This window comes from Micropruina glycogenica (genome assembly GCF_900289045.1).
Taxonomy (GTDB): Bacteria; Actinomycetota; Actinomycetes; order Propionibacteriales; family Propionibacteriaceae; genus Micropruina; species Micropruina glycogenica.
In genome coordinates this window covers 1,555,097-1,572,166 of the sequence record NZ_LT985188.1, presented here as the reverse complement: position 1 = coordinate 1,572,166, position 17,070 = coordinate 1,555,097, and the positions used below count along the sequence as shown (strand labels likewise).

Sequence of the window (17,070 nt, the reverse complement as noted above, 5' to 3'; positions counted from 1 at the left end):
TATGGCGTCCGTTATGAGATCCCGGCGTGCGCCGGGATGACGTGGGCATGCGCCGGGATGACGTGAAGCGTGCAGGCGTTGTCCGGGATCCCACACAGCAGGACGCCCGATCGATCGACGACCATCGGTCAAGGCGGCGGTTGGACGCCGCGCGCGGCACACCCCGTCCAAATGGTCGCGTAGGCCCCATTCCTGGCGAGCAGATCGTCGTGGGTGCCCAGTTCGACCAGACGGCCGTGGCTCAGCACGGCGATCGCGTCGGCACCCTCGGCCTGGCTGAGCCGGTGCGCCACGACCAGGGCGGTTCTGCCCCGAATGGCGGCCAGGGCTGCCCGTTCGGGGTCGCGGGACGCTGCACTGCCCGCCTCGGCGGTGGCCTCGTCGAGAATCACCACCGGGGCCCGGGCCAGCCACAGCCGGGCCAGCGCCAGGTGCTGGGCCTGTGCGACGGTGAGTTGATGCCCGCCCTCGCCGACCACGGTGGCGGGCCCTGCGGCAGGGCGTGCACCCACGCGTGCGCCCCCACCGCTCGCAATGCCGATTCAAGAGTCGCCTCGTCGGCGCCCGGCCGGCCCAGGCTCAGGTTGTCGGCGACAGTTCCGGCGAACACGTGCACCTCTTGGCTGACCGAGTTGACCCACGTGGACGGCTGGGTCACGGCGCCCTGCGGCCGCGCACCCACCTCGACCAACCCTTCGCTGGGTTGCAGCAGCCCGGCGACCAGCTTGACCAGGGTGGTCTTGCCGGCCCCGCTCTCGCCGACCAGCACCATGCGGCGCGCCGGCGGCACCTGCAGTGACACCCCCCGCAGCACCGGGTGACCGGCTTCGTAGTCGTAGCCGACGTCCCGCACCCGCACCCCGTCGCCGGGGTCCCCGACGGGGAGTCGACGGCACGGTCAAGGCGCAACACGCCCACCAGCCGGGCCAGGGACGCGCCCGCGTCCTGCACGGTGTCGAGTTGGGACAGCAGCCCGCCGATGGGGTTGAACAGCCCGTGAAAGTAGAGGGCGGCGGTGGTGGCCGCACCGACTTCGATGTCTCCGGCGGCCACTGCGAAGAAGCCGACGATCAGCCCGGGGCGGCGACGTCGCGCTGGGCCACGGCCCGGTCGATCACCAGACCGATGAGCACCGCGACCAGTGCCTCGCAACCCTGATGCGTCGAGGTCAGCACGGCACAGGTCGTCGCGTCTCGCCAGTGGGTGCGCAACCCGCGCCGCACCAGTGCAGTCCCGCTGCTCAATGCCGCCTCGCTCGTCGTGCCGGACACGCAGAACGGTGCCATTAACGCAAGGCTAGCGGCGCATAATCAGGCCCGGTCACGCCGTCTCATCAGCCCTGGACGCACCAACGGCCCGTCCCAGGGCGGGACGGGCCGTTGGTCTGCTGAATCAGGCGGCGAGTTCTTGCGAGCTGCGCAGCTTGGCGATGGCGTGCCGCTCGATCTGCCGCACGCGTTCGGCGGTGATGCCCCACACGGCGGCGATGTCGGCCAGCTTGGCCTGCCGGCCGTCCATCAGGCCGTAGCGGCGGCGGACGACGTCGGCCGAGCGCTCGTCGAGCGACGACAACATGTCGTCGAGCCGGGCGCGGTCTTCGGCGTCGAGCACCATCTCGTCGGGGCCGGGGGACATCTCGCGGGCGAGCAGGTCGCCCAGGGCGGTGTCGCCGTCCGCTTCGATCGGGGCGTCGAGGCTGACGTGGTCGCGGGCCAGCCGCAGCAGGTCGATGACCTGCTCTTCGGTGAGGCCCAGCTCGTCGGCGATCTCGACCAGTTCGGGCTCACGGCCCAAGCGGCGCTCCAGCGTGCGGCGCACGGCCGAGACCTGGTTGACCTGCTCGGCCACGTGCACCGGCAGCCGCACGATGCGGCCCTGCTGCGCGATGCCACGCGAGATGGACTGGCGCACCCACCAGGTGGCGTAGGTCGAGAACTTGAAGCCCTTGGCGTAGTCGAACTTCTCCACGGCGCGGATCAGGCCGGTGTTGCCCTCTTGCACCAGGTCGAGCAGCGGCATCTGGGCCCGGCCGTACTTGCGGGCCACCGACACCACCAGGCGCAGGTTGGCGGTGATGAAGCGCTGCAGCGCGGCGTCGCCTTCGGCCACGATGCGGCTCAGTTCGTCGGCGGTGCACGCGACGCGCTCACGCGAGTCGGCGTCGACGGTGCCGCTGAGCAGTGCCCGGGCGAACAGGCCGGCTTCGATGCGCTTGGCGAGAATGACCTCCTCTTCGGCGGTCAGCAGTGCGGTCTTGGCGATTCCGTCCAGGTAGAGGCCTACAGCGTCCTTGCCGTCGATTCCGTCGGTGCTCCGAATTCGGTGCGCAGTCGAGATCATGTGCGTCCTTTCGCTTCGTCACTCAGTACAACGCAGCGGGCGGCGCAGAACTTCTCGTGTTGGCCCTCAATGAACCCTGAACGCACCCCAGGGTGACAAACCAAGACCACAGTCGTACTCAGGGTTCGACCGCGGGGGGTTATCAGGCGGGCGATGAGGCCTGGTCGATGATCCAGGCAAGCTCGAACGCCAGGTCGCGCCAGGCCTGGTAGCGCCCCGAAACCCCGCCGTGACCGGCCACCATTTCGGTGCGCAGCAGAATCGGACGAGCCGGGTCGTCGTCCACTGTACGTCGCAGCTGAGCGACCCACTTGGCCGGCTCGGTGACCTCCACCCGGGTGTCGTTGAGGCTGGTGGTGGCGAGCACCGCCGGAAACCGCCCCGCGGGCACGTTCTCGTAGGGGGTGTAGCCCTTCATGCAGGCGTACACCGCAGGGTCGTGCAGCGGGTCGCCCCACTCGTCCCACTCGGTGACGGTCAGCGGTAGATCGGGGTTCAGGATCGTGGTCAGCGCGTCGACGAACGGCACGTCGGCATGCACGGCGCGAAAGGCGTCGGGTGCCAGGTTGACCGCGGCCCCGACGGTCAAACCGCCGGCGGACCCGCCCTGGGCGACCAGCCGGTTGGCCGACGTCCAGCCTTCGTCGACCAGGTGCCGCGCGCAGGCCACGAAGTCGGTGAAGGTGTTCGGCTTCGCCAGCAGCCGGCCCTGTTCGTACCAGGCCCGCCCCAGTTCGCCGCCGCCGCGCACGTGCGCCACGGCCCAGACGAAACCGCGGTCGAGCAGGCTCAGCCGGGGAATCGAGAACCAGGGCAGCATCGACGTTTCGTAGGCGCCGTAGGCGTACAGCAGGGCGGGCGCCGAGCCGTCCCTCGGCACGTCGGCGCGGTGCACGATCGACAGCGGCACCCGGGAGCCGTCGGGTGCCGTCACCCATTCGCGGTGCTGCACGTAGGCGCCGGGGTCGAACGCGCCGAGCACCGGGTGGTCGAGCACCTCGGTGGCCTTGAGCACCCGGCGCCGGCCGGTGTCGAGCCGATATTCCTCGAGTCGGCGGGGGGTGACCAGTGACTCGTGCACGAGCCTGATGCGGTCGGTGGTTGGGTCGTCTGACGACACGGCGCCGGCGCTGTAGAGCGGCTCGTCGAAGCCGATCGGCACGGGATCGCCCCAGGTGCCGTCGGGCAAGCGGGTGAGCACCTCGATCAGCGGCAGCGCTTGTGAGCGGGAACTCAGCACCAGGTAGTCGGCGTAGGCGTCCACGCCCAGCAGGCGCACGCCCGGGCGCTGCGGCACCAGAGGCTGCCAGTCGTGGGCGCCGGTGGCCGTGAACGGCGCCACGGCCAACTCGAAATCCGTGGCGCCGTCGTTGTGCACGATGTAGAGGCCGTCGGTGCCCACCTCGACGCTGTATTCGAGCCCTTCCCGGCGAGGGGCGACCACCCGGAGGCCCGCGTCCGGGTCGGTCACATCGAGCAGCCAGTACTCGCTGGTCTGCTTGCTTTCGCTCGCGATCAAGACCTTGGTGCGGTCGCGAGAATCGTCCACGCCCAGCCAGAACCGCTCGTCGGGTTCGCTCAGCAGCAGGGTGTCGGCGCCGGCCGACCCCAGCGTGTGCAGCCAGACCCGGTCGGGCCGCCACGCGTCGTCGACGGTGAGATAGACCAGCCGCTCGTCGCCGCACCAGCAACCGCCGGCCGCGACGGGTACATCGGGCGCCGGCAGTTCGGCCCGGGTGGCCAGGTCGATGACGTGAAACCGGTAACGCTCGTCGCCGCTGGTGTCTTGGCTCCACGCCAGCAGCCGTCCGTCGGGGGACACGTCGCAGAGGCCTAGGGCGAAGAAGGCCTGACCCTCGGCGACCAGGTTCTCGTCGAGCACCACCTGCTCACCCGGCGGGGCGGTGGTCACGTCGGGAATCTCGTCGGCGTCGAGGGCGGGCAGCCGGCAGTGAATCGGGTAGTCGAGGCCCTCGATCGAGCGGCTGTAGTACCACCAGGCCGAGCCGTCGGTGTGCCGCACGAACGACGGCACGCTGAGGTCGGTCTGCCGGGTGCGGGCCAGAATGTCGTCGTAGAGCTCGTCGCGCAGGGGGGCCAGGTGGGCGGTGGCGTCGACGGTGTAGGCGTTCTCGGCCGCGAGGTGGGCCAGAAAGTCCGCCGACCCCTTGTCGCTCATCCAGGCGAAGTCGTCGACGAACTCGTCGCCGTGGTGCAGCCGGCGGGTTGGGCGGGCGTCGGCCCGCGGAGGTTGCGGCATGACGACGACCCTAGTGGTGCGTCCGAGACCTGCTGGTGCTCGCCCGCGTTTGGATTGTGCCCACCCGCGTGACAGAATGAACGCGGCGCTAGCCATTGACAACCCCCGGTCGGTGCGCGCCCAAAATCAAGATCCGAAAGGCTACTTGTGTCACCACGCTCCAGTGCCGCAGCCAAAGTCGAAACCGTATCTGACGAGGCCGCGCCCGCACCCCGCCGACGTCGCACCAGCACTTCAGCAAAGCAGCCCGCCGCCCATCGCGGTAAGCCCGCCGCGGCGCCCGCCCCCGAGGCGCCCGAGCTTGACGCCGAGGCCACCGACGATGAGGACGTGGCCCCCGACGAGCTCGAAGAGGTCGAGGTCGACGACGCGCCCACCCTCGAAGAGGCCGTGCTCAGCCCCGGTTCGGTCGACGTGAAGTTCGCCCGCGAGGGTGACGACGTGGTGCTCACCGTCGGTGGCAAGCGCCGTTCGCTCGACGACGTCGACGACTCGAACTTCGAAGAGGCCAAGGAGGCCGTCGTCGAGAAGGAGTTGACCGAGGACGAGGGCTTCATCGTCAGCGACGCCGACGACGCCGACGAGCCCGAGCAGCAGGTGCTGGTCGCGGGTGCGACCGCCGACCCGGTGAAGGACTACCTCAAGCAGATCGGCAAGGTCGCGCTGCTGAACGCCGAGCAGGAGGTCACCCTCGCCAAGCGCATCGAGGCCGGCCTGTTCGCCGAGGAGTCGATCAACACCGGACGCTCGATCAGTGCGTCCGACCAGGACGACTACGACTGGATCGCTCAAGACGGACGACGCGCCAAGAACCACCTGCTCGAGGCCAACCTGCGCCTCGTGGTGTCGCTGGCCAAGCGCTACACCGGCCGCGGCATGCTGTTTCTCGACCTGATCCAGGAGGGCAACCTCGGCCTGATCCGTGCGGTCGAGAAGTTCGACTACACCAAGGGCTACAAGTTCTCCACCTACGCCACCTGGTGGATCAAGCAGGCGATCACCCGCGCGATGGCCGACCAGGCCCGCACCATCCGGATCCCCGTCCACATGGTCGAGGTGATCAACAAGCTCGCCCGCGTGCAGCGTCAGATGCTGCAGGACCTGGGTCGCGAACCGACGCCCGAAGAGCTCGCCAAAGAGCTCGACATGACCCCCGAGAAGGTCGTCGAGGTGCAGAAGTACGGCCGCGAGCCGATCTCGCTGCACACGCCTCTGGGCGAGGACGGCGACTCAGAGTTCGGCGACCTGATCGAGGACTCCGAGGCGGTCGTTCCGGCAGAAGCGGTGAACTTCACCCTGCTGCAAGAGCAACTGCACGACGTGCTCGACACCCTCAGCGAGCGTGAGGCCGGCGTGGTGTCGATGCGCTTCGGCCTCACCGACGGCCAGCCCAAGACGCTCGACGAGATCGGCAAAGTGTACGGCGTCACCCGTGAGCGCATCCGCCAGATCGAGTCGAAGACGATGAGCAAGCTGCGGCACCCGTCGCGCTCGCAGGTGCTTCGCGACTACCTCGACTGACGCCTTGACGGCCGACGACAACGGGGCGCAGCAGTCGCCCGTGGTGCCGATCGTGGTGCTCTCGCTGATGGTGGTGGCGTGCCTGCTGTCTGGGGTGATGCTCACCGGGCTCTCGGTGGATCATTACTCGCTGCCGGCACCCGACGGTGGTGTGCAGTCGATGACGCACACCTACCCCGAGCGGGTCGCACTGGCGTGGACGGCCTGGGCCGGCGCAGCGGGTGCTGCGATCGGGCTGGTGCTCACGTTGCTCAAGCGGCCCCTGAGTCGGGTGTGGTGGGTCGTGCTGGCGATTCTGACCATAGTGGCGCTCAACGCCGCGCTGATCATCTCGGCCCAGCCCACACCCAGCTACTAATCGCCGCTCGTCGAGTTCGGACGGGCTCGCGTTGGTCGAGCTCGTCGAGACCCCGGGCATCGCTGGGCACAACGTGTCGAGACCGCGTCCCGTACGGGTTTCGACAAGCTCGACCGACGGGGGTCAGCTCACCTTGTCGCTCTTGACGTTCCAGGTCACCGTCACCGCCGCGCCCAGGCCACCCTTGATGTCTTGCGGGCGGTAGGTCATGGTCACCTGGGTGAACGAGAAGGTGACGACGTCGAGCGGCGGACCGTCGGTGAACGCCACGTCGTAGGACTTGATCCGCAGGTTGGTGAAGTCCCAGGTCAGAAAGTCCTTCTGCCCCTCGCCCGCTTTGCGCCCGCTGAGAGTCGCGGTGGCGACGGCCGAACCCTGCACGCAATTCTTGAGAATCGCGGGCGAGGCCGAACTCGTGGCGAGAGCCAGGCAGATGTCTTTCGACGCAGCCCCGGCCACGCTGGTCGACTTCTGAGTGGACTGCCAGTCCATCGCTCGCACCTCGATCTGGCGCGGATGGTCACGGTCGAGCGACTCGCCGACGATGCCGTCGAGACGCAACCACCACGTCACGCCGCTGGCATCGTGGTCGGGCGGCACGAAGGCCATGGGAACGGCGGTGGCCAACGACGGGCCGGTCATGCCGAACAGGCCGGCGGTACCGATGCCGCTGCCGACCAGCAGGTTGCGCCTTGATGCGGTCAGGGGGTCGTTCATGGTCGTTCCTCTCTGCGGACGGGCCGGGTCGACCACAATGAGTACAACCGGCGACCCCGCGATACAGCGACCAGCCTGAACGTGACTGTGCGGTCGGTTCAGTTCGCCAAGGCCCGATCGAACGCGACCCGCAACCGATCGCCGAACAGCACGAAACGCACGAGTTGGACGCCTTCTGACGGGTGCCGGCGCACGGCATCGACGGCGATGCGTGCCACGTCGTCGGCGTCCCAGCCGTACACGCCCGCGCTGACGGCCGGAAACGCGATGCTGGTGGCGCCGAGTTCGGCGGCGAAGTCGAGGCAACGGGTGAAGCAGGAGGCCAGCATCGCCGGGTCCGTCTGGCCCCGGTGGGCGTTCGGCCCCACGGTGTGAATCACCCAACGGGCGGGCAGGTCGAACGCCTCGGTGGCCACCGCCTCGCCGACCGGCAGCCCGTCGGGCCAGGTGGTTCGACGCACTCGCCGGCACGCCTCGAGCAGCCGTGGTCCGGCGGCGGCGTGAATCGCTCCGTCCACGCCGCCGCCGCCCAGCAGCGTTGCGTTCGCGGCGTTGACGATCGCGTCGGTGGTCTGGGTGGTGATGTCGCCGGTCACCGCCTCGAGGTTGCGCATACGGTCAAGCCTGGCACTCGGCGTGCGATGAGGGTAGTACTGCCCGACCAGGCCCTGGCGGGCCGGGCGCGGACTATTGTGGCGGCCATGCCCGATCAGAATCACGAGCGCCTGAACGCCGCCGTCGCGGCCCACCTTCCGATCGCGATCGAGGCGCAAGAGGCGCTGACGCAGGCCGTCGACGTCAGCGGGCCCTATCAGGCGGACGTGACACAGGGCCTGCTCACCATCAGTGGGCGTCCGTTGCGTGTGGTGCTGCTCGGCACCGTGTCGAAGGCCAGCAACACCTGGTTGTGGTCGTGGGCCAACGAAGGCTTTTCGGCGCAACTGCCGTCGGTCGCACCGGTGAGCAAGGTGACGCAGTTCGCCGAGTCGTGGGGTATCTGGGAGCTGGGCATTCCGCAGTTCAGCATCGACGGAGTGGTCGACACGGGCCTGGGCCCGGGGGCCAGCGTCGCCCTGCTCGCGGCACCGCTGGTGGGAGCGACGGCCTTCTACACCGCCGACTACGGCACCGGGCTCGCCTACTTCGGCATCGTCGATCCGGCTGTGCCCAGGCCGCCGGCGCACGGGTACACCTTTGCCCGCCGCATCATGTCGGCGGTCGAGCTGATGCCCGGCCACGCCCGTTCACAGGTGTTGACCTACGCCTCGGTGCACGATCTGCGGGTGGTTGGTGGCGAACGCCAACTGAAGGTACATCTGGGCCAGGACGTGCTGGCCGTCGATTTCGACGAGCAGGGCCGCATCGTCAGCATCAGAGGCTCGCTCGGCGCTGCGCCACTGCAGTGACCCTGCTCGAGCTGGCGCCCGAGTTCGCTCGCACCATCGTCGGGGCGGTGAGGCGCGAATACCCCAACGCTCCACGGCATGTGATGACGGGGCTGCACGACACCGGCACTCCAGCGCAGTTGCACCCGGCGTTCTACGGCTGTTTCGACTGGCATTCGGCGGTTGAGATGCATTGGGCGTTACTGGTGCTGCTGCCCGATCTGCCCGAGGCTGCGCGCACCGAGGCCGAGAGAGTGCTCGACGAGCATCTCACCGCCGAGAACCTGGCGGTCGAGGCCGCCTACCTGCGCGAACAGGCCGGTTTCGAGCGGCCGTACGGCTGGGGGTGGGCGTTGGCGCTCGCCGACGCCGCGGAGGGCACCCGGTGGGCCCGGGCCCTGGCCCCTCTGGCGGCGGTGGTCGCTGACGGCTTCATCGAATGGCTGCCGCGCTCGTCGCTGCCCAACCGGCAGGGCACGCACGCCAACACCGCCTTCGCGCTCGCCCGCTCCTGGCCCTGGGCGCAGCGACTGGCCACGCACGGTGAGCCCGCGTTGGTCGAGGCGATCGCGTCGGCGTCCAAGCGCTGGTACGGCAATGACCGCGACTATCCCGTCGAATGGGAGCCGGGCGGCAACGACTTCTTGTCGCCGGCGTTGGCCGAGGCCGAACTCATGGGGCTGGTGCTCGCACCGGACGCGTTTCGGCTCTGGGTCGAGATCGCCCTGCCCGACCTGCAGGGCGGCCGCATCGGCAGCTTGAGTCGTCCGGTCACCGGCATCGACACCACCGACGGCCAAGCGGCCCACCTGCACGGTCTCAACCTGCATCGGGCAGCCTGCCTGCGCGCTCTGCAGCGTCGGCTGGGCGATTCGGTGGTGTTGGAGCGCGCCGCTCAGGCCCACCTGGACGCCGCCCTGCCGGTGGTCAGCGGCAGCGACTGGATGGCCGAGCACTGGCTCGCGGCCTACGCCGTGCTGGCGCTGCGGGCCTGAGCACCCGGTTCCGTTGGTCGACAAGCTCGACAACGACGAACGCCCCGGACGATCCGTCCGGGGCGTTCATGTTCAGAACTCAGTTGAGCTTGTCTGTTTCGTCGTGAACGGTGAGCGCCACCTGCTTGATGCGGTCCGAGTGGGCCTTGGCGTGGTGGGCACAGAAGAGGAGCTCGCCGGCGTGCAGGGTCACCCGAAGGTAGGCCTGCGCCCCGCAGCGATCGCAGCGATCCGCCGCGGTCAGCCCCTCAAGCGCTGTCGTCGTCATTTCGCGTTTCCTCCCTGTCTTGCCTTGAGTCTACCTGTGTCAACTCATCGCGAGGCCGGATTGTTCCGTGCCGCGAGATTACCCCGGCACCCCAGTGTGACCGGCGAAGGGTCGCGCCCCGCGCGTGGCGCATTGCAACTCGGTTACGAGTCGGCGACGAGGCAGCACGGACGCGCGCCCTGCCCGCCCGAGATCCCGGCCCGTGTCGGTGGCGGGCGCTAGCCTCATCGCGTGACCATCAAAGGCAAGCCGGCCGCCGAAGGACGCGACTACGAGGCCCGCCACCTGCTCGTGCTCGAAGGGCTCGAAGCGGTGCGCAAACGTCCGGCGATGTACATCGGCTCAACCGACACCCGCGGCCTGATGCACTGCATGTGGGAAATCATCGACAACTGTGTGGACGAGGCACTGGGCGGCTTCGGCGACCGCATCACCGTTGCGCTCAACGCCGACGGCAGCATCGCGGTCGACGACGTGGCCCGTGGCATTCCGGTCGACATCGAACCCCGCACCGGCCTGTCAGGCGTCGAAGTGGTGTTCACCAAGCTGCACGCCGGCGGCAAGTTCGGCGCCGGCTCGTACAACGCCACCGGCGGCCTGCACGGGGTGGGCGCCTCGGTGGTGAACGCGCTGTCGTCGAGGCTCGACGTCGAGGTCGACCGCAACGGGGCCACCTGGGCCATGTCGTTCCGCCGTGGGGTGCCCGGCAGCTTCGCCGGTGACGGGCCCGACGCACCCTTCACCCCGGGCGCTGCGCTCACCAAAGTCGGCCGCGTGGCGCGCGGACGAACCGGCACCCGGGTGCGCTACTGGCCCGACCGGCAGATCTTTCTGCCCGACGCTCAACTGTCGTGGTCTTCGCTGGTGGCTCGCGCCCGACAGACCAGCTTTCTGGTGCCGGGGCTCGAGTTGGCACTCACCGACCAGCGGGCGTCCGAGCACGTCACCGAGGTGTTCAAGCACGACGGCGGCATTTCGGAGTTCTGCGACTTTCTAGCCGGCGACGCCCCGGTCACCGACGTGCTGCGGCTGCAGGGCACCGACACGTTCACCGAAACGGTGCCGATGCTCGACGCCGACGGAGCCATGACCCCCACCGACGTCGACCGCACCCTTGAGGTCGACATCGCGCTGCGCTGGGGGGCCGGCTACGACAGCACCGTGCAGTCGTTCGTCAACATCATCGCCACTCCCAAGGGCGGCACGCACGTGCAGGGGTTCGAACGGGGCACCGTCCGAGCCTTCGCCAAGGCACTCGAAGGCACCCGGCTGCTCAAGGCCGGCGACGAGATCGTCAAAGACGACATTCTCGAAGGCATGACCGGTGTGGTCACCGTGCGGCTGGCAGAGCCGCAGTTCGAGGGCCAGACCAAAGAGGTGCTCGGCACCCCGCCGGTCACCCGGCTGGTCGCCAAGGTGGTCGAGCGCGAACTGGGGGAGTTCCTCACCTCGAACCGCGCCGCGCAGCGCCCCCAAGCACGGGCGGTGATGGAAAAGGTGGTGTCGGCCTCACGCACCCGGGTGGCCGCGCGTGCCCACAAAGAGAACCAGCGCCGCAAGAACGCACTCGAATCGAGTTCACTGCCGGCCAAGCTGGCCGACTGCCGCAGCACCGACAACGAGCGCAGCGAGTTGTTCATCGTCGAGGGCGACTCGGCCATGGGCACCGCCAAGCTGGCCCGCAATTCGGAGTTTCAGGCGCTGCTGCCGATTCGCGGCAAGATCCTCAACGTGCAGCGGGCGAGCGTGGGCGACATGCTGAAGAACGCCGAGTGCGCGTCGATCATTCAGGTGGTGGGTGCCGGTTCGGGGCGCACCTTCGAACTCGAGCAGGCCCGCTACGGCAAGGTGATCTTCATGGCCGACGCCGACTCGGACGGCGCCCACATTCGCACCCTGCTGGCCACCCTGTTCTTCAAATACATGCGGCCCCTGGTCGAAGCCGGACGGGTGTTCACCGCCGTGCCGCCGCTGCACCGGTTCGAGCTGAGCAGCCCACGCAAGGGGCAAGACAAGTACCTGTACACCTACAGCGAGGCCGAGTACCAGCGAAAGCTGGCCGAGCTGACCAAGCGGGGGGTGTCGTTCAAAGAGCCGCAGCGCTACAAGGGGCTGGGCGAGATGGATGCCGACCAGTTGAAAGAGACCACCATGGACCCTCGGCACCGCACCCTGCGCCGCATCACCGTCGAAGAGGGCGAGTCGCTGGAGTTGGCGATGGCCACGTTCGAGAAGCTGATGGGCAACGATGTGGCCCCCCGCAAAGAGTTCATCGTGGCCGGGGCCTACGCCCTCGACGCCGAAAGGATCGACGCATGAGGCCGACCGTTCTGCTGCGCGCCGAGCAGCGTGACACCGAGCAGCGCACCCCGATCACACCCAAGGGCGCGGCGGCGCTGCACGAGGCCGGCGTCGACGTCGTGGTCGAGAGCTCGCCCGAGCGGGTGTTCTCAGATGACGCGTACGAGGCCGTGGGCTGCCCGGTGGTTCACGCGGGCTCGTGGCTGACCGCTCCGCCAGAAACGGTGGTGGTGGGCATCAAGGAACTGCCCGACGAACCGGCCGAGCTGCGGCACCGGCACGTCTACTTCGCCCACGCCTACAAGGGCCAGACCGGTGCCGACGACCTACTGCGCCGCTTCGTGCGAGGCGGCGGCGAGGTGCTCGACCTGGAGTACCTGGTCGATGACACCGGACGCCGGGTGGTTGCGTTCGGCTACTGGGCGGGTTTCGTCGGCGCTTCATTGGGCGCCATGCAGGCGGCGGGGCGGCTGCCGGTGCCGCTGCGTCCGATGCACCTCGACGACCTGACCGGCGAACTCGAAGAGGTGGCCGGGCACCTGGCCGGTGCCACGGCGGTGGTGACCGGCGCCTGGGGCCGGGCCGGCCGTGGGGCCGTGGACGCCCTCAATCTGGCCGGCATCGGTTCGTCGCGTTGGGACCGCGACGACACCGCCGCCCTCGATTCCGACGCTCTGGTGGCGCACGACCTGCTGGTGCACTGCGTGCTGGCCACCGAGCCGCAGCCGCCGCTGCTCACCGACGCCGACCGCACCCGGCCGGGTCGGCGACTGCGGGTGCTGGTCGACGTCACGGCCGACGTCACCTCGCACCTGAACCTGCTGCCGGTGAGCGACGTGCACACGAGTTGGGCCGAGCCGGTGCGGCGCATCTGGCACGAGCCGGTGCCGCTCGATGCGATCGTGATCGATAACCTGCCGTCGCTGCTGCCCAAGCAGGCCAGCGACGATTTCTCGTCGGCCCTGGTGCCGCTGCTGCCGGGTCTGTTCGCCGGCGACGCGGTGTGGCAGCGGGCGGCGCAGACGTACCAGCGGTCCATCGAGGGTCTGCAACCGTAGTTTCGCCACTGAAACGGCGATCGAGCGGGTCGAGGTGGGAGGCTCCACCCGCTCGATCGCGGAGGTTGGGAGCCGTGGAATGCTCCCTGGGGTGCGCGGTCGTGGTCACACGACGCGCTCGATTCGATAGCTCGCCTCGACCTGCCTGCGGCGCTCGGCCACCGCATGCAGCGCGTGCCGGGCCTGATGGCGCCTGGGCTTGCTGGCCGGGTTGGTCTCGGCCCGGTTCGCCCAGCGAATCAGGGCCAGGCCGCCGTACAGGGCGACGCGGTCGAGCACACTCTGCGCGGGCAGGTCGTTGTGGCGAGTTTGTTCCGTTCTGGTGTGGGTTACGGTATTCATGGTCGTGTCCGGAATTTCTTCATGTGGGCAGAATTGAATAGCGCAGAAACGCGGGTGCGTTCGTGCGCAAAACAGCAGTGACGCTGTAGGCAATTGATTGTCAAGACCGCGCAGCCGACGTGATCACGACCCCGGTGAAGCTGGAGTCGAGCGTTGAAAGTGCTGGTCAGAGCGGCATGTGCAGGTCGAACGCCTACTGGTGCGCGGTGAGAGCCACCGTCGCGTGGGCGTTGATCAGGCTGCGCCGGTGACGGCCCCGAGGCCGTGCTGCGGCGTAACCCTGCCGCCGATCAACGAGATCTTTTCTGTCATCAATGCTCCGGCCCCCTTTCTGTGGTCGCGGCGATTGCCATGTAAGAAGATAGGGGGTGCGGCGAAAAAATACAACCCCGTGTCGATTGTTCATCAGTTGTGCAGCGATCTGGGCGTTCGCCGAAATGACGGCTGCCGAGCCACTCGAAGCCATCGCGCCGAGGGGTGGTCGCACTCGTGCGCGGCGGTGGCGCTCAATAGGGTGTAGCCATGTTTGACGACCTGCTCGACGCCAACCGGCGCTACGCAACCTCGGCCCCCCGCAACTTCGACGGTTATGCCCACGCCGGGGTGGCTGTCGTGACCTGCATGGACTCGCGGCTACAGCCGCTGGAGATGATCGGCCTGATGCTGGGTGAGGCCAAGATTCTGCGCACTCCTGGCGGTCACGTCACCGCGGACGCGCTGAACGGCTGCGTTCTGGGAGTCAATCTGCTGCGGGTGAACCGCATCATGGTGATCGAGCACACCCGCTGCGCCATGGCGTCCGGCAACGACGACGAGATCAGGCAGCGCGTGGCAGACGCCAGCGGCCTCGACGCCGGAGAGCTGAGTGTGGGTGCCAACCCCGATCAAGTGGGTCAGTTGCGGGCCGACGTGGCGTTGCTGAGCGAACACCCCCTGATCGCCGGACGAGCCGAGGTGGGCGGTTTCGTCTACGACGTCGACAGCGGGTTGCTCACGCAGGTCTGCTGACGAGATCCCGGCAGGCGCCGGGATGACGGTGGCAATCAGGCGTGGTAGCGGGTCGAGACCGCTGCGATCGGCTGGCCGACCGACGTTCCGGACGCGTCGCGGCGCGCGTCGATCGCGGGTAGCTCGATCGGCGACCCCGATGCCGCCGCAGCCACCGCCGGGGTGGCGCCCACCCAGGCGAGTTGCAGCACGTCCTCGCCCTTGAGAAAGCGTTGGCAGCGCACGCCGCCGGTGCCGCGGCCCTTGCCCGGGTACTCGTCGAACGGCGTCACCTTCACGCTGCCGGCGTCGGTGCCGGGCAGTGCGGACGACGACCCCGCCACCGACACCACCACCGAGTCGGCCAGCCGGCTGACCCCGAAGAACACCACGGATGCCTTGGGGGCGAGCTTGATGCCGGCCATGCCGCCGCCGGAGCGCCCTTGCGGCCGCACCGAGGCGGCCGGAAAGTGCAGCAACTGCGCGTCGGAGGTGACGAACACCAGTTCGTCGAGATCATGGGTCAACTCGGCCGCGCCGACCACTCGATCACCGTCGTCGAGCCGGACGATCTCGAACGCGTCCTTGCCGATGATGTCGGGGTTGACCCGCTTGACCACGCCACGTTCGGTGCCGATCACCCAGCCGAACGTGCTCTCGCCGAGGCTGGTGACGGCCAGCACCCGCTCGCCCGGTTCGAGGGCGAACAACTCACCCGAGGGCGACCCACCCTGCAGGTTGGGTGCCTGCGCCGTGGCGGGTACCGACGGCAGGTCGATGGTCTGGCCGCGCACCACCCGGCCCGAGCTGGTCAGCAACCCGAACTCGCCGCGGGCGGTCGAGCGGCAGGTCGAGACGATCACGTCGTGCGCGGCTCGCCCGCCGCCGCTGGGCAGCGGGTCGTCGTGGTCGGTGCGGGCCAGCAGCCCCGCCGAGCTCAGCAGCACCCAGCACGGGTCGTCCGCGATCTCCAAGGGGGTGCTGGACGCCTTCGCTGCCGCCACCGCACCGCCGCCCGAGGCGAGCAGCACCGTGCGGCGTGGGGTGCCGTGGGTGCGGGCCACCTCGTCCAACTCCGACGACACCACCGACCGCAACCGTGCCGGATCATCGATGATCGCCTGCAGGTCGCCGATGGTGACCTGCAACTCGTCACGTTCTTTCTCAAGTTCGAGACGGCTGAACCTGGTGAGCCGGCGAAGCTGCATGTCGAGAATGTAGTTGGCCTGAATCTCGGTGAGGTCGAACACCTCGATCAGCCTGGTGCGGGCGGTGGCGGCGTCGTCGCTGCCACGAATGATGGCGATCACGTCGTCGATGTCGACGATGGCCAGCAGCAGACCCTCGACCAGATGCAGCCGATCCTGCGCCTTGCCCAGCCGGAACCTGGTGCGGCGCAGCGTCACTTCGAGCTTGTGGTCGAGGTAGACGGTCAGCATGTCGCGCAGGTTCAGCGTGCGGGGCTGCCCGTCGACCAGGGCGACCGCGTTGATGCCGAACGAATCCTCGAGCTTGGTCTGCTTGTAGAGCTGTTCGAGCAGAGCGTCAGGGTTGAAGCCGTTCTTGATCTCGATCACCAGCCGGGTGCCGTTGGCCAGGTCGGTGAGGTCTTTGATGTCGGCGATGCCGGTGAGCTTCTTGGCCTGCACCAGGGTCTTGATCTGTTCGATGACGCGCTCGGGGCCCACCATGTAGGGCAGTTCGGTGACCACGATGCCCTTGCGCCGCGGGTGCACCTGTTCGATGCGCGCGGTAGCCCTGATGCGAAAGGTGCCGCGGCCGGTCAGGTAGGCGTCGCGAATGCCGTCCAGGCCGACGATCTTGCCGCCGGTGGGCAGGTCGGGGCCGGGGACGAACCGCATCAGCTCCTCGGCATCAGCGTCGGGGTGCGCGATCAGGTGCTTCAACGCCTGCACGCACTCGATCAGGTTGTGCGGCGGAATGTTGGTGGCCATGCCCACCGCGATGCCGGTGGACCCGTTGACCAGCAGGTTGGGAAAGGCCGCCGGCAGCACCACCGGCTCGGTCTCTTTGCCGTCGTAGTTGGGCCGGAAGTCGACGGTGTCTTCACCCAGGCCAGCGGTCATCGCCGACGCGGCGGGCGCCATGCGGCACTCTGTGTAGCGCATGGCCGCGGGGCCGGCGTCGAGCGAGCCGAAGTTGCCGTGCCCGTCGACCAGCGGCAGCCGCTGCGCCCACGGCTGCGCCAGCCGGACGAGGGCGTCGTAGATGGCCGAGTCGCCGTGCGGGTGCAGCAGGCCCATCACCTGGCCGACCACCCGGGCCGACTTCACGTGCGGACGGTCGGGGCGAATGCCCATGTCGTCCATCGTGTAGAGAATGCGCCGCTGCACCGGCTTGAGGCCGTCGCGGGCGTCGGGCAGGGCCCGGCTGTAGATCACCGAGTAGGCGTATTCGAGGAAGCTGGTCTCCATCTCGTCAGAGATGTCGACGTCGACGATGCGTTCGATCAGGTCATCGTCGGACGGGGGACGAGCCACCACCGGTTGCCACTCCTTCGTTCGCTACTGCTACAGG

Annotated in this window: 17 protein-coding genes; 7 read left to right on the top strand and 10 right to left on the bottom strand. The window is 68.6% G+C overall.

What is annotated here, in order from left to right; all coding sequences use genetic code 11:
- Nucleotides 1-128: 128 nt before the first annotated feature.
- The 5 genes from MPLG2_RS07255 to MPLG2_RS07240 all read right to left on the bottom strand — a co-directional run bounded on the left by MPLG2_RS07255 (nt 129) and on the right by MPLG2_RS07240 (nt 4,600).
- Nucleotides 129-395, bottom strand: coding sequence for a hypothetical protein (locus MPLG2_RS07255; RefSeq protein WP_105185550.1), 267 nt, complete (start codon nt 393-395; stop codon nt 129-131).
- Complete coding sequence (locus MPLG2_RS07250; protein WP_158680948.1) at nt 389-853, bottom strand: ATP-binding cassette domain-containing protein; 465 nt, start codon at nt 851-853, stop codon at nt 389-391. The genes MPLG2_RS07255 and MPLG2_RS07250 overlap by 7 nt, the downstream gene beginning before the upstream one ends.
- Before the next feature lie 217 nt (nt 854-1,070).
- On the bottom strand, nt 1,071-1,286 hold the full coding sequence (locus MPLG2_RS18385; protein ID WP_158680947.1) for a hypothetical protein: 216 nt from the start codon (nt 1,284-1,286) through the stop codon (nt 1,071-1,073).
- Between the two features lie 106 nt (nt 1,287-1,392).
- Nucleotides 1,393-2,340, bottom strand: coding sequence for a sigma-70 family RNA polymerase sigma factor (locus MPLG2_RS07245; protein ID WP_408632051.1), 948 nt, complete (start codon nt 2,338-2,340; stop codon nt 1,393-1,395).
- 142 nt (nt 2,341-2,482) lie between these two features.
- Nucleotides 2,483-4,600, bottom strand: coding sequence for a S9 family peptidase (locus MPLG2_RS07240; protein ID WP_105185548.1), 2,118 nt, complete (start codon nt 4,598-4,600; stop codon nt 2,483-2,485).
- Nucleotides 4,601-4,747: 147 nt separating this feature from the next.
- Between MPLG2_RS07240 and MPLG2_RS07235 the strand changes: the two genes are divergently transcribed.
- Both MPLG2_RS07235 and MPLG2_RS07230 read left to right on the top strand, forming a co-directional pair.
- Complete coding sequence (locus MPLG2_RS07235; protein WP_105185547.1) at nt 4,748-6,121, top strand: RNA polymerase sigma factor; 1,374 nt, start codon at nt 4,748-4,750, stop codon at nt 6,119-6,121.
- Nucleotides 6,122-6,125: 4 nt separating this feature from the next.
- On the top strand, nt 6,126-6,479 hold the full coding sequence (locus tag MPLG2_RS07230) for a hypothetical protein (RefSeq protein ID WP_105185546.1): 354 nt from the start codon (nt 6,126-6,128) through the stop codon (nt 6,477-6,479).
- Between the two features lie 123 nt (nt 6,480-6,602).
- Here MPLG2_RS07230 and MPLG2_RS07225 read toward each other — a convergent pair whose 3' ends face one another.
- On the bottom strand, nt 6,603-7,196 hold the full coding sequence (locus MPLG2_RS07225) for an Hcp family type VI secretion system effector (RefSeq protein ID WP_105185545.1): 594 nt from the start codon (nt 7,194-7,196) through the stop codon (nt 6,603-6,605).
- A gap of 98 nt (nt 7,197-7,294) precedes the next feature.
- Nucleotides 7,295-7,810, bottom strand: coding sequence for an O-acetyl-ADP-ribose deacetylase (locus MPLG2_RS07220; RefSeq protein ID WP_105185544.1), 516 nt, complete (start codon nt 7,808-7,810; stop codon nt 7,295-7,297).
- An 87-nt stretch (nt 7,811-7,897) separates the two neighbouring features.
- On the opposite strand from MPLG2_RS07220, the gene MPLG2_RS07215 reads away from it, so the two are divergent.
- Nucleotides 7,898-8,602, top strand: coding sequence for a DUF6882 domain-containing protein (locus tag MPLG2_RS07215; protein WP_158680946.1), 705 nt, complete (start codon nt 7,898-7,900; stop codon nt 8,600-8,602).
- Nucleotides 8,599-9,576 (top strand): DUF2891 domain-containing protein, encoded by a 978-nt coding sequence (locus tag MPLG2_RS07210; RefSeq protein WP_105185542.1) that lies wholly within the window; start codon nt 8,599-8,601, stop codon nt 9,574-9,576. Before MPLG2_RS07215 ends, MPLG2_RS07210 begins: the two co-directional genes overlap by 4 nt.
- A 79-nt stretch (nt 9,577-9,655) precedes the next feature.
- On the opposite strand, the gene MPLG2_RS07205 is transcribed toward MPLG2_RS07210, so the two are convergent.
- Nucleotides 9,656-9,844 carry a DUF7455 domain-containing protein gene (locus tag MPLG2_RS07205; protein WP_105185541.1) on the bottom strand — a complete coding sequence of 63 codons (189 nt, stop codon included), beginning with the start codon at nt 9,842-9,844 and terminating at the stop codon, nt 9,656-9,658.
- Between the two features lie 231 nt (nt 9,845-10,075).
- On the opposite strand from MPLG2_RS07205, the gene MPLG2_RS07200 reads away from it, so the two are divergent.
- Together MPLG2_RS07200 and MPLG2_RS07195 are read left to right on the top strand one after the other, a co-directional pair.
- On the top strand, nt 10,076-12,163 hold the full coding sequence (locus MPLG2_RS07200) for a DNA gyrase/topoisomerase IV subunit B (RefSeq protein WP_105185540.1): 2,088 nt from the start codon (nt 10,076-10,078) through the stop codon (nt 12,161-12,163).
- Nucleotides 12,160-13,203: a Rossmann-fold NAD(P)-binding domain-containing protein gene (locus MPLG2_RS07195; protein WP_105185539.1), complete on the top strand. Its 1,044-nt coding sequence runs from the start codon at nt 12,160-12,162 to the stop codon at nt 13,201-13,203. Before MPLG2_RS07200 ends, MPLG2_RS07195 begins: the two co-directional genes overlap by 4 nt.
- Before the next feature lie 105 nt (nt 13,204-13,308).
- On the opposite strand, the gene MPLG2_RS18380 is transcribed toward MPLG2_RS07195, so the two are convergent.
- A complete protein-coding gene (locus tag MPLG2_RS18380) occupies nt 13,309-13,545 on the bottom strand; it encodes a hypothetical protein (RefSeq protein ID WP_158680945.1) in 237 nt (78 codons plus the stop codon).
- A gap of 522 nt (nt 13,546-14,067) precedes the next feature.
- On the opposite strand from MPLG2_RS18380, the gene MPLG2_RS07190 reads away from it, so the two are divergent.
- Nucleotides 14,068-14,553, top strand: a complete 486-nt coding sequence (locus MPLG2_RS07190) for a beta-class carbonic anhydrase (RefSeq protein ID WP_105185538.1) — start codon at nt 14,068-14,070, stop codon at nt 14,551-14,553.
- Between the two features lie 35 nt (nt 14,554-14,588).
- Here MPLG2_RS07190 and MPLG2_RS07185 read toward each other — a convergent pair whose 3' ends face one another.
- Entirely contained in the window at nt 14,589-17,033 is a 2,445-nt protein-coding gene (locus MPLG2_RS07185; protein WP_231935988.1) for a DNA gyrase/topoisomerase IV subunit A, read from the bottom strand.
- Nucleotides 17,034-17,070: the final 37 nt, after the last annotated feature.